The 13,056-nt window shown below is 43.2% G+C and carries 10 protein-coding genes; 6 read left to right on the top strand and 4 right to left on the bottom strand.

Going from position 1 to position 13,056, the window contains the following annotated elements; genetic code table 11:
• Positions 1 to 20 precede the first annotated feature (20 nt).
• The 3 genes from ED312_RS02395 (at position 21) to ED312_RS02405 (ending at position 4,515) form a co-directional block, all read left to right on the top strand.
• Complete coding sequence (locus ED312_RS02395; RefSeq protein WP_123214403.1) at positions 21 to 1,580, top strand: DUF4301 family protein; 1,560 nt, start codon at positions 21 to 23, stop codon at positions 1,578 to 1,580.
• A 332-nt stretch (positions 1,581 to 1,912) separates the two neighbouring features.
• Positions 1,913 to 2,209 carry a hypothetical protein gene (locus ED312_RS02400; protein ID WP_123214404.1) on the top strand — a complete coding sequence of 99 codons (297 nt, stop codon included), beginning with the start codon at positions 1,913 to 1,915 and terminating at the stop codon, positions 2,207 to 2,209.
• Between the two features lie 950 nt (positions 2,210 to 3,159).
• Positions 3,160 to 4,515, top strand: a complete 1,356-nt coding sequence (locus ED312_RS02405) for a sigma-54-dependent transcriptional regulator (RefSeq protein ID WP_123214405.1) — start codon at positions 3,160 to 3,162, stop codon at positions 4,513 to 4,515.
• A gap of 25 nt (positions 4,516 to 4,540) precedes the next feature.
• Here ED312_RS02405 and ED312_RS02410 read toward each other — a convergent pair whose 3' ends face one another.
• Positions 4,541 to 7,036: an ATP-binding protein gene (locus ED312_RS02410; protein ID WP_148044200.1), complete on the bottom strand. Its 2,496-nt coding sequence runs from the start codon at positions 7,034 to 7,036 to the stop codon at positions 4,541 to 4,543.
• Positions 7,037 to 7,467: 431 nt separating this feature from the next.
• Between ED312_RS02410 and ED312_RS02415 the strand changes: the two genes are divergently transcribed.
• Positions 7,468 to 9,687, top strand: coding sequence for a TonB-dependent receptor (locus ED312_RS02415; RefSeq protein WP_123214408.1), 2,220 nt, complete (start codon positions 7,468 to 7,470; stop codon positions 9,685 to 9,687).
• 98 nt (positions 9,688 to 9,785) lie between these two features.
• On the opposite strand, the gene ED312_RS02420 is transcribed toward ED312_RS02415, so the two are convergent.
• Positions 9,786 to 10,235 (bottom strand): Rieske (2Fe-2S) protein, encoded by a 450-nt coding sequence (locus tag ED312_RS02420; RefSeq protein WP_123214409.1) that lies wholly within the window; start codon positions 10,233 to 10,235, stop codon positions 9,786 to 9,788.
• Positions 10,236 to 10,411: 176 nt separating this feature from the next.
• Here ED312_RS02420 and greA point away from each other — a divergent pair, with 176 nt between their 5' ends.
• The gene (gene greA / locus ED312_RS02425) at positions 10,412 to 10,888 is read left to right on the top strand and encodes a transcription elongation factor GreA (RefSeq protein ID WP_123214446.1); all 477 of its coding nucleotides are present in this window, start codon (positions 10,412 to 10,414) and stop codon (positions 10,886 to 10,888) included.
• 177 nt (positions 10,889 to 11,065) lie between these two features.
• Complete coding sequence (locus ED312_RS02430) at positions 11,066 to 11,455, top strand: HIT family protein (RefSeq protein WP_123214410.1); 390 nt, start codon at positions 11,066 to 11,068, stop codon at positions 11,453 to 11,455.
• Here ED312_RS02430 and ED312_RS02435 read toward each other — a convergent pair.
• Together ED312_RS02435 and ED312_RS02440 are read right to left on the bottom strand one after the other, a co-directional pair.
• The gene (locus ED312_RS02435; protein ID WP_123214411.1) at positions 11,439 to 11,819 is read right to left on the bottom strand and encodes a hypothetical protein; all 381 of its coding nucleotides are present in this window, start codon (positions 11,817 to 11,819) and stop codon (positions 11,439 to 11,441) included. The two genes, ED312_RS02430 and ED312_RS02435, sit on opposite strands and share 17 nt — an antisense overlap.
• 43 nt (positions 11,820 to 11,862) lie before the next feature.
• Complete coding sequence (locus tag ED312_RS02440) at positions 11,863 to 13,017, bottom strand: sensor histidine kinase (RefSeq protein WP_123214412.1); 1,155 nt, start codon at positions 13,015 to 13,017, stop codon at positions 11,863 to 11,865.
• Positions 13,018 to 13,056: the final 39 nt, after the last annotated feature.

Here is a 13,056-nt window from a genome sequence, read left to right on the forward strand (position 1 = left end):
CTACCCAAAACAAAAAAAGCATGTTTACTGAAAAAGATCAGCAACTACTTCGGGAAAAAGGGATAACCGTAGAACAGGTAATGCAGCAAATAAAGATTTTTAAAGAAGGGGTGCCCTTTGTCAATTTATTGGAATCTGCCACAGTAAATAATGGAATAATAGCTGTTTCCGAAGAAGACAAACAACGTTTTATCTCTCTTTATGACGAAAAAAAGGATTCCCTGGATGTCATGAAGTTTGTTCCCGCTTCGGGTGCGGCCACCCGTATGTTCCGGGCCTTATTCCGTTTCCTGGAAAGCTTTAACCCGGAAAAGGATACTTTTAACACCTATGTGAACCGTGAAAAGGCACAGGACATGCAGACTTTTTTCGTCGGCGTGGAAAAACTCCCTTTTTACGACCAGGTTATGCAAAGCCTCAGGGATAAGGACCCGGGTTTTGATCGTTTGCCGGATGACAGACAGAAATATCTTTTTGTTAAGGAAATGCTGTCCGAAGACGGGTTCAATTTTGGGGCCTTCCCCAAAGGGCTTCTGCCCTTCCATAAATATAAAACATATAGCGCTACGGCTTTCGAAGAACATCTATATGAAGCGGCATTGTACGATGTCTCCAATGGCGTGGCAAACCTCCATTTTACCATTTCGGAAAAACATGCCCGTAAATTTGATGCGGAGTTTAATAGTATAGAGAGTAATGTGGAAGAAAAGAGCGGGGCCTCTTTTACGATTTCCTTTTCTTTCCAGAAGAAATCTACCGATACTATTGCTGTTACTCCCGAAGATAAGCCTTTCCGGAATGATGATGGCTCGTTACTGTTCCGGCCGGCGGGGCACGGGGCCCTTATAGAAAACCTGAACGACCAGGATGCGGATGTTATCTTTATTAAGAACATAGATAATGTGGTAGTGTACAGGTATAAGCAGGAGATGGCCGATTATAAAAAGATGCTGGCAGGAATATTATTAAAATACCGTGATAAGGTATTTTCTTATGCCAGGATGCTGGACGAGGAAGAAGTAAAAGCGGAACAGATCGACGAGATAAAATCTTTCCTGCACGAAAAGTTGAATACATTAACTGCCCCGGATTTTCATAAATACACCAGGAAATACCAGATAGAGCACCTTAAGGAGAAACTGAACAGGCCCTTAAGGGTATGCGGTATGGTAAAGAACGAGGGAGATCCCGGAGGAGGCCCTTTTTGGGTAAAAGATGAAAACGGGAGAATTTCCCTGCAGATCATAGAGTCTGCACAGATAGATAAGAACAACAAACGACAAATCAAGATACTCAATAGGGCCACTCATTTTAATCCCGTAGATATTGTATGCGGAATAAGGAACTATAAAGGGGAGAAATACCACCTTCCGGACTTCGTAGATCCGAAACAGGCCTTTATTACTTCCAAGACCAAAGAAGGAAAGGAATTAAAGGCGTTGGAACGCCCCGGCCTATGGAATGGCGGTATGGCTTTCTGGAACACAGTTTTCGTGGAAGTCCCGCTGATTACCTTTAACCCGGTAAAAACAGTGAACGATCTGTTGAAACCGGCCCATCAGGTGAAGGAAAAAGGATAGTTTTTTTCATCACCGTAAGCCCGTAACAAAAACACATCCCGTGGAGCAGCTTTCCGGTCAAGGAAAGAAGTCACGGGATTTTTTTAATGTGTAAAGGGTTTAATATCAGGTTGTTTTGAAGTGAAAATTGTGTAATCGTTACACACTGTTGTATAGGTTTTCACGGGATTCTACACACCCTCCGGACTTTTATAACGGTCAGTGAAAACCACAAGTATCTAATAAACAACGGTTTATTAAAATTTTGATATATACTCATCAAAAGGGCACTATAATTTCATAATACAAAACATAAGAATTGAAAAACAAGTATAATCTTAAAACTTAGTGTTATGAAAAAATTAGTTTTTGCTTCAGTATTAGCGTTAGGAAGTTTCACTGCAATTTCTGCTACCACCCCGATGCTTCACGATGGAATAATGGATGTGGTTCTTCAGGAAGAATACACAGAGGTATCTGCAGATGATGTGCCTCAGGCTGTAAAAGATGCTTTGGCTGCAGATTTCCCTAATGCAACTTTAGACAAAGCCGCTGTGAATGAAGACAAGGAGTACAAACTGGACATTACCGTTGACGGTACTGCTGCCGTATTGTACGCAAGCGAAGATGGAGAATGGATTCAGAAATAGGATAAGTCCCCTCTATTATATACACTTGATTTAGCTAAAAGAAAGGTCTCCTACAGGCGGCCTTTCTTTTTTTATTATAAACACTCTACTCTGGTATAAATTCCCCTTTTCTGACAGGAATACGATAACAGCAACCTTCTTCAAAAAGATAACAGGCCGGCCAAAAAAAGAATTTGGAAGATTAATAAAAGGGATGGTCATTGAGATCATTCCCTTTCTTAACAGTTTAGGGATGAAAAGTCTTTTTTATTCTTAGGTATGGAGTTGATCGGTGTGTTGGCGGAAATATTCGGAAAAATATGGTGTGCTTTGGTGATTGGTCCGCGGGTTATCTCCTGTTAATTTTCAGGTTGTCGTGCTATATTTATAGGAGGCGGGAACCCTTGCGGAAACTGAGCTGACCGCTTGTTTTGTATAAAAATTACACATTAGCCCCGGCTTTACACATAATGGGTTACACACTTCGTAAAACCGCATATTTGTGCGTTAATGGTAATGTGTTATTTGTCAGTATTTTGTAATTAGGGCGCAATGAAATTCAGGAATGGCACTATAATTTCATTATATAAATCAGAATACGGTACAATAGACCACTACCAAATGCAGACAAAGCAAAATGAATTCGGAAGAATAAAAAAGGTGACCGGTACCATAAATAACGGGAATGATTGTTATGCAAAAAAGAACGGCAGTTAATGCTAATAAAAACGGTGAGTGGATACAGAAGTGATTTTGTGTCCAAGATTAGGTTGGTTAGTAAAAGAGATCGCGGAGGCGGTCTCTTTTTTTTATTTTTTTAACGGACGAAATGGTTTGAAGTGTTTACTTTTGTGAAACAGCGGGTTTGACCAGAAATTTACCAAAAACTTGCGGGCTTTACCGGTACGGATATAAAATGTATCTTTAAGGCTGCAATATCCTGATGTTAGATTACTTAATTTAAATACTTGATGCCCGATATCCTTATTATAGAAGATGATGTGGCCTTTTGCAAGGTGCTGGAAAAATTTTTGACCAAGAACGGACACGAAATTTCCACCAGTTTTTCAGCCTCCGAGGCCAAAAGTAAAATAGCAGAAAAAACATTTGATCTCATTATTACGGATTTACGTCTCCCTAATTATGACGGACTGGATCTGCTCAGTGAAATAAAACAGGATTATCCCCTGATCCCCGTTGTGCTCATGACAGGTTATGCAGATATAAATACTGCTGTCAAGGCTATGAAAAAGGGAGCTTTTGATTATATATCCAAACCATTCAATCCGGATGAAGTGCTTTTAATTATTAATAAAGCACTGCGGGAAGCGAAAGAAAGCCCGGTAGAGAAAAAGTATCCTTCCCCTTCTGCAAAAACAGAAATGCCGCAACCGGATACAGGCGAGAAGTTTGTTGCGGGTGCCAGTGCGGCCTCAAGAAAACTCACTCAGTACATAGACCTTGTGGGGCCTACGGACATGTCCGTTCTGATTATCGGCGAAAGCGGAACAGGAAAGGAAGTTGTTGCCAAAGCTATTCACAATAAGAGTTCGAGGTCCGGGAAAAATTTCATTGCAGTAGACTGTGGGGCCATACCGAAGGAGATTGCGGCCAGCGAATTCTTCGGGCATGTCAAAGGATCGTTTACCGGTGCGGTGAATGACAAAATAGGGCATTTCGAAGCGGCTAACGGCGGAACTATTTTCCTGGACGAAGTAGGAAACCTTTCTTACGAAAACCAGATTCAGCTTCTAAGGGCGTTACAGGAAAGAAGGATCAAAAGGATAGGAAGCAGTAAGGAGATAAAAGTGGATATAAGGCTCATCACTGCGACTAATGAAGATCTCCAGGCAGCAGTTCGCAAGGGAGATTTCCGGGAAGATCTCTACCACAGGCTGAATGAATTTTCTATTAATGTTCCCAGTCTGTCCCAGAGAAGGGACGATCTGATGCTTTTTATAGACCATTTCCTGGATTTGGCAAACAGGCAACTGGGGAAAAACGTGCTGGGATTTTCTCCCGAAGTGATCGAAGCATTTCAGAATTACAGCTGGCCCGGAAATATCCGTGAGTTACAGAATGTGATAAAACGCGCTACCCTGTTGACCACTTCCGAATATATTCAGGAAGATGCGCTTCCACAGGAAATTTTCAAACCGGAGAACCAAAGAATGGAGTATAGTTTCTTTAAAACCGAAAACGAAAAGGAAATGATACTCAATGCGCTTCGCGAAACCAATAATAACAAAAGTAAAGCTGCGGAATTATTGAAGATGAACCGCAAGACCCTGTACAATAAACTGAAGCTGTACAATATAGAACTCTAGTTTTCTGTTTTTTTCTGTTTACGGGTCATGGCTGTGCTGTCCCCGCTTCTTCTTGTAATTCCCGGAGTATGACAGGTATTTTTTCCTGTAGTTCCCTGGCGTATGTTTCCGCTTCTTCATCAGAGATGTCCTGCCGGTAGGTTTCCAGGATCTCCAGTATTTCGGCAACTTCCCAGGCCTCTATTTGTTTAAACATGGACAACATTTTATGCGCCGTATTTTTTACCCCTTCTATATCCTTATTCCTGAACTGAGTAGTGAGGGTATCCATATTTTTTTCTGTAGCTTCTATGAAGGTCAGCAGAATTTCTTTTAATGCCTCTTCATCGTTTTGCAATAGTTTCCGCAGTGTTTCCAGGTTGTACAATCCGGCACTGTCGGGAGGGAGATGGACTTCCGCTTCCGGCCGGGCAGGGTTTTGAAAATCCCCGGCGTCCATAGTGCTTTCTCCCAGAAGCGCGGAGATAAGTTCGATGAGGGCACCTGGTGCAAAAGGTTTTTGGATAACAGCGGCAAAACCTGCCTCTATATATTCTTCGGTATTCAGGTCCGCCCTTCCGGTAATGGCAATTACCGGTTTGCCGGAATGGCGAAAGCTTTCGTCGTTGTGAAGGGCCTCAAGGAACAGGAAACCGTTCATTTCCGGCATCTGGATATCCGTAAGTATGATGTCAAAGTCATTTTCTTTTATATAATCGAGAGCCTCCGATGCTTTCGAAAAGCCTTTTACCCTGCACGATTGTTGTTTCAGGACTTCGGAAGTAAGGCTCAGGACAGATTCGTCATCATCTACGAGGATAGCTTTTATCTTCTTTTGAAGGTTTGGAGCAACAGCCTTTGCCGGCGTTACTTTTTCTGTTTCTTCAGCCGGTACCTGAAGAGGTATTTTTAATGTAAAATTACTGCCTTTTCCTTCGGCACTCCTCAGTTCCAGAGTGCCGTTAAGAAGTGTTGCCAGTTTTTTGGAAATGGTGAGTCCCAGTCCGGTTCCGCCGTATTTTTTTTCTATGGCACTTTCCGCCTGGGTAAATTCATTAAAAATAATCTCCTGTTTGTCTTTTTGTATCCCTATTCCCGTGTCTTCCACGTCGATCCGGACGCGGTATGTGTTACTGTATTTTTCCAGTACTCCGGCCTTGATGCGAATATGTCCCTTTTCCGTAAATTTATAGGCATTCCCGATGAGGTTGGTCAGGATTTGTTTAATCCGGAACGGATCGCCCACGAGATGGTGTTTCAGGCGTTCATCTATTTCTATGATGAGGTCAATGGCCTTTGCGGGGTATATCGCCCGGGTACCTTCTGCCGTATCTGTTATGATGTTTTCCAGTGAAAACAAGGTATTTTCTATCTTAATTTTGCCTGCCTCCAGTTTGTTGTAATCCAGAAGGTCATCTACCAGGCTGCTTACATACTCGGATGCATTCCTGACCCTGGATACATATTGTTCCTGTTTTGGGTTGATCTCCGTATTGTGCAGAAGGTCCGTATACCCTATTATCGTACTGAGCGGGGTTCTGAGATCATGGCCCACGGTATAGATAAGCTGTTCCCGGCTCTTTAAGAGTTGTTCTGTAGTATTCTTGGCCTTTTCCAGTTGTTTCCTGTAGGACTGGCTTTTCCAGAAATCATTCAGTATAAGGTAGGAAAAGAAAATAGTGAGCAATAACCCTATGACAGCTGCTATGGTAATTATCCGTATCGTATTTTTTAAGGCCAAATCCCTCTGCCTGTTAAGTGTGTTGGTGGTATTGATAATATCCCCTTCGAAGGAAGACAGGATTTCTCGCAATTGTTGCGAGATGGTAATGTCATTGCGTAACAGTTCATTTTCTTTAACGGTGAGAGACCTTTTTATGTTTATGGTTTTTATTTTCAGATTTTTAAGGAGTTCTTTAGATGCTGAAAGGACAGAATCGGCAATTCTCTGGCGTTTTTCATTATCAGTTGAGTCCTCCGGGATATTTTCGTTTAGCAGGTTTACCAGGTCCTGAATAGCATTTTTCTGGAAATCCTGTAATTCGTCGGGGTTGACAAAATCCTGTACCCGGAGTTTATCTGCTGTTGATTCTATCTGTGCAATTTCGGCAATTGCCTTTTCCAGGGAAACATCTGTTTCATCCCTGCTTTTCAGAGTCCGGAGTTCCCGGATATTATCTACTTTTTTATCCAGCAGGAGTTTTACACTGTCCAGTTGCCCTACCTGATTCTGATTGTCTATAAGGGGTTTTAGAGAATCGATCTCATCAAATAAAGTGGCTGTTTCGTTCATAAAAGCATTAAAATCATCGGAGGAAGACGATTGTAAGGTCATTCGAGCCATGCTTTCTGTTTCGTAGAGGTGTGCAATGAGTGAACTTGTGATCAGTAGCTTCTGGCTTTCAAAGGCGTTGGTGTTCTGATTTTTTGTGAATATCTGGAACTCGGCATACATAAACCAGCCTACGGCCATAATAAGTATAGCCAGGGCAATATAACTCAGAAGGACCTTATAAGTAATTGTGCTTTTTTTGGTGCTCATAAAACAAAAATAGGAATACGGGAGCGAAATCCCGGCATACGGGAGCAAAGTACAAAGTTCCTGCCAAACTTATGTAAATGTGTTATTGATTTTTAAAGACAGGGCGATTAAAAAAATCAGGCTGTAGTATGGAAAATATATTTTTACCTTGTAATTTTGCGGAGCTTAAATATCTCAAAAGGGGTGCTTAAACTCCGCCTTAAGGTCTACAGGACACGGCGGAGGCAAGCTGAGATCATACCCATAGAACCTGGAACAGGTAATGCTGTTTAGGGAGGGCCGGGTGTCCGGGAATTTAGATTTCCGGATTTCGGGAAGCCATAAGGCATACGGGGATTTTTTAAATTATATAGAAGATCTCTCCGGCCGGAAACAATCGATTTTTTAACCGAGGAATAATGACCCCTTTTATTCGTGCAAAATTGTTACGAATGAATATGTTGTATGGATTTTCGAAAGACGGAAAACTGTTCCGTCCGCAAAGTTTGTTAACCCTGGCCTTATTGATGGGCTTTGGGTTACAGGCCTGGGCACAGGAAGAAAAAGAGAAGGATTCCGCAATGTCCGAACTGGTGTCACTGGATGAGGTTCTGGTTTCGGCTGTCAGGGTTACTGCCCAGAGCCCGGTGACTTTCAGTAATCTGAATAAAACGGAAATGGCCCCCCGGAACCTGGGGCAGGATATTCCCGTACTGATGAATTATCTGCCTTCGGTAGTGACTACAACCGATGCCGGCGCCGGAGTAGGATACACCGGTATCCGGGTGAGGGGAAGCGATGCTACCAGGGTAAATGTTACGATCAACGGTATCCCGTATAACGATTCGGAATCGCATGGGACCTTCTGGGTTAACATGCCGGATTTTGCTTCATCGGTAGAAAATCTGCAATTACAGCGCGGGGTAGGCACTTCTACCAATGGCGCCGGAGCTTTTGGGGCCAGTCTTAACCTGCTTACGGACGCAGTTTCCGAAGAAGCCAGCGGAGAGATATCGAATTCGTACGGAAGTTTTAATACCAGGAAACATACGGTAAAGTTCAGTACGGGGAAATTAAATGACCATTTTGAAATGGCAGGACGTCTCTCCGTAATACGTTCGGATGGTTATATAGACAGGGCTTCTTCCGATCTTAAGTCCTATTTCCTGCAAGGGGCTTATGTTAGCGACAATACACTTATCAAGGCATTGGTGTTTGGGGGCCACCAGACCACATACCAGGCGTGGAATGGTGTAGATGCCGAAACCCTGGAGACCAACAGGACATACAACTCCGCAGGGAGATACACAGATGCTCAGGGGAATATTCGCTTCTACGATAACGAGGTGGACGATTATGCACAGGACCATGCCCAGTTGCACTGGAACCAGAAATTATCAGAAAACTGGAGTACCAACCTCGCATTCCATTATACCTATGGAAGGGGGTATTTTGAACAATACCGGGAAGATGATCCGTTTTCCATATACGGACTGGCACCCGTTATTTCCGAGAACGATACTGTAAACCGTACGGATCTTATCCGCCGGCGGTGGCTGGATAATGATTTTTACGGAACCACGTTTTCAGCACATTATGAAGAGGATAAAACAGACCTTATTATCGGAGGGGCGTGGAATAAATACGAAGGAGACCATTTCGGGGAGATTATCTGGGCACGTTATGCTTCTCAGAGCGAGATCCGCGACAGGTATTACGACGATACTTCCAGGAAAACGGATTTAAATGTCTTTGCAAAAGCAAATTACCGGCTGGACGAACACTGGAGCCTTTTCGGAGATATGCAGTACAGGACTATCCGGTATGAGGCAAACGGAGAAGATACGGGTTTGGTTGACGATTCGTTCAATTTCTTTAACCCGAAGGCAGGTGTGACTTATACCCTTAATCCTTTCCACAATTTTTATTTCTCTTATGCCAGGGCAGGACGGGAACCCAACAGGAACGATTATGAAGACGGGAACCCCCGGCCGGAATACCTGAACGATTTCGAACTTGGATGGCGGTATTTGTCAGGGAAGGTCAAACTCAATGTTAATGCGTATTATATGCGATATAAAGATCAGTTGGTGCTCACCGGCGAACTCAACGATGTAGGCGCACCGATCCGGGAAAATAGCGGGGACAGTTATCGCCTGGGGCTGGAAGCCGATGCTACCGTTTTCCTGTCCGATAAATGGGTATTAAGGCCAAACGTAGCCTGGAGTGATAACAGGAATGTCGATTTCGTTTTCCGTCGCGACGGGGAACTTCACGATCTCGGAAATACCAATATTGCATTTTCCCCGAAGATCATCGCCGGGAACATACTCACTTTTCTACCGGTCGACGATCTGCAGATTTCCTTTCTTTCCAAATATGTCGGAGAGCAGTATATGGGAAATATAGATGCCGAAAGCTCTAAACTGGATGATTATTTTGTGAATGATTTTAATGTACAGTACGAAATAAAAACCAATACCATCTTTAAATCGATTATTCTGAATGGCCTTGTGAACAATATTTTTGACGTCAAATATGAATCCAACGGTTTCTTTTATATCTACGACAGCGATCAGGTTAATCCGGGAAGTATAACCACAGTAGAAGAGGCGGGTTATTATCCGCAAGCCGGGATCAACTTCCTAGTGGGAGCAACGCTGAAGTTCTAGTAATAATATCGAAGGAACAAACGGGCTTTCCGGAACACGTTGTTGCCGCATCCGAAGGTGTGCGGGCAACATTATAACCATCGGAGCGGAGAGCCTTTTTAATTATTGTAGACCCTTATGGTACTGCCGCGTACCTGGGTCTGGTAGAACAACAGGTCATATGTCCTTTCCTCCGTGTCCGGCCTGTTCAGCATTTGTCCGTTAAACAGGTTGTATTCGTAGTCTTCGCAGGGACATATACAATTGGTACCTCCTTTTATTTCCATGGTAGAACAATCGTTGGGAGAGTGGTTCGGACAACTGGCTTCCCAGGCGTAGAAACCGCCACCGGTATTTATGACAAAAATACCTCTGAGCCCAACGGCTTCATTACCGATGTATACGGAATTTCCGGGGGTATTCAGACTGTTGTACAACGGAAGGTTCAGATTGATGTCAAAGCTGAATTCTGTTTCCAGCAGATAGGGGTTCCTTTCCCTCGAATTGTCACTACAGGAACAGATAAACAGTAAAAGAAGAGAAACGGCTACGAATATTTTTGTTTTCACGGATGCGGGTTTTAGTCGTTTTTGCTATACGGATGTAAAGGTAAAGAGTTTATGCTATAAAACGTTCCGGCAATCTGAGTATTGTTTGTAGGCACAGAATTAAAATTATCTAAAAATTTGTATATTTGCTTAAATCCTCTCCTGAAGGGGATTTTTTGTATTTAAACAATGAAGTTATGAGTAACGTATCTTATTACACGGCAGAAGGATTAAAGAAGTTAAGGGACGAGCTGGACCACCTTAAGAGCGTGGAAAGACCCAGGGCATCCCAGGCCATAGCGGATGCGAGAGATAAAGGGGATTTATCCGAGAATGCAGAATACGATGCCGCAAAAGAGGCACAGGGCCTGCTTGAAATGAAAATCTCTAAAATGGAAGAAGTTCTGGCCAATGCCAGGCTTATAGACGAATCTCAGCTGGATACTTCCAAGGTATTGGTGTTGTCTACGGTTAAAATCAAGAACCTTAACAACGGTATGGAAATGAAATACACCCTGGTGGCCGAGAGCGAAGCAGATCTCAAGACCGGGAAAATATCAGTAAGTTCTCCCATAGGGAAAGGGCTTCTGGGGAAAAAGGCCGGAGATATTGCCGAGATCCAGGTGCCTAACGGCGTTCTGAAGTTAGAGGTCCTTGAGATTACCAGGGATTAAACTTTTTCCGAAGAAAAACAAATCCTTTTTTGATGTGTTCAGAAAAGGATTTTTTATTTTTAGCACATAACGCAACCGGAACATGAACCCCGGTGCAGGTCGTAAATATAGAGAATAACCGATGTTCCGGTCTCCGGGACAGAACATATAAACCGGAATAAAAAGAAAAACTTTACTATGGCAACCCTATTTACCAAGATCATTAACGGGGAAATTCCCTGTTATAAAGTGGCGGAGGATGAAAATCATTTTGCTTTCCTGGATATCAACCCGAACGCAAAAGGGCACACCTTATGTATTCCTAAAAAAGAAACAGATAAACTGTTCGACCTCGATGAGGAAGCATATACGGGGCTCATGGCATTTTCCAGGAAGGTGGCCCTGGCCCTGGAAAAAGCAGTTTCCTGCAAGCGTGTAGGTGTGGCCGTGGTTGGCCTGGAAGTGCCCCATGTACATGTGCACCTGATACCCCTTAACGAAATGAAGGAAATGACCTTTCAGCATAAGGTATCCATGGACCGGGAGGAATTTGAAGCAATAGCCTCAAAGATCAGGGAGCAGTTGTGATCTCCTGTCCGTATCCCATGTAGTGGAGTATGGCGAAAATTCCCGCTACGATCACTATCAAAAGCAGAATAAGGATAGCAGACAACCTGGATAACCGGAAGGATGCCCTGTTAGGGATGACGGTTTTGGTATAATAGTCCATAACCCGCTCTATATCATCTGTCCATTTTACCGGATAAATGGTCGAATTGCATTTATTGCAACGAAGGGTACTGGAAACTTCGCCGGTAACCTTTTTAAACCATCGGTTTTCTATATGCTTTTGATAAAAAGTAAGCGTAAGCCCGGAATCCGTATAACATTCGGGGCAGTTATTCGAAAGAGAAGCTTCTCTGATAGGAATAAGTTTTTCACTTGAAGACATGGCCTGTTAAGTGTTTGTTATGATTGGATCTTTTTATTTAACGTTAAAAAATGACTTTTAGCGTAATTTGCATGGTTGTTCCTTTACCTATATCCGAGTGCAACACTTTTACCTTCCCTTCATGGTAATCCTCTATGATACGTTGTACCAGGGATAATCCCAGTCCCCATCCTCTTTTTTTTGTGGTGAACCCCGGTGAAAAAATAGATTTGTAAAGATTTTTCGGGATACCTTTCCCCGTGTCTGTGACCAATAGGTTTACATGCTTTCCCGAATTTTTTATTTCAAGCCGGAGATCTCCTTTGCCTTTCATGGCATCGATGGCATTCTTTACCAGGTTCTCTATGGTCCAGCTGAATAATTGCGCATTTATTTTGACCATGATGGGGTGATCGGGGGCTATAAACTCAAACGAAACAAGTTTGGAGCTTCGCTCTTTTAAATAATCAAAAGCACTTTTGGTTTCCTCGACAATATCCAGCGGCGTAAGTACCGGTACAGATCCTATCTTGGAAAAACGGTCCGTAATGGTCTGTAACCGCGTAATGTCTTTTTCTATTTCGACAATTATAGAGGGGTCCGTATCCTGGGTTTTCAGGATTTCCGCCCATCCTACCAGGGAAGATAGTGGTGTACCGATCTGGTGAGCCGTTTCCTTGGCCATTCCCGCCCATAGCCTGTTCTGGTCCGATATTTTTGAGGTCCTGTAGAACAGTAGGATCACGGCAATAAAAAGCAGAATAATAAGGATAAGGGCTATGGGATAATACTTGAGTTTCGTGAGTACGTCCGAATTTCCGTAGTACAGCGTAGCGAGCTTCTCGTTTTTATAGCTGATTTCGAGGGGCTCGTTTTCCCTGGCAAATTCCCGTATCTTCCTTTGAATCATTTCCGGGTCCTTGATTACCTTTTCGCTCATGTTCCCGGGGGTAATGATACCGTTTACATTGACCAGTATCATGGGGGTGCTGGAGTTGTTGGTGAGGACTTTCAGAGGAAGTTCCCCCAGGTCTTTATCCAGGTCCGAGGTCTGCAAAAGCTCGGCCTGTGCTGCTGCCCATATCTGCATTTTAATACGTTCCTCTTCCTTAAAGCGCTGAAAAAAAGCATAGGTGTTCCACAAAATGAGGGAAACCACTAATACGGACATACTTATCAGGATCCATTTGGCTATGCTTTTTTGTTTGACGGAGGTCATGGGCTATTCGGATAACTTCAATAAATATAAAGTAAAAGC

It is taken from the genome of Sinomicrobium pectinilyticum (assembly GCF_003725735.1).
In the GTDB taxonomy this organism is placed as follows: Bacteria; Bacteroidota; Bacteroidia; order Flavobacteriales; family Flavobacteriaceae; genus Sinomicrobium; species Sinomicrobium pectinilyticum.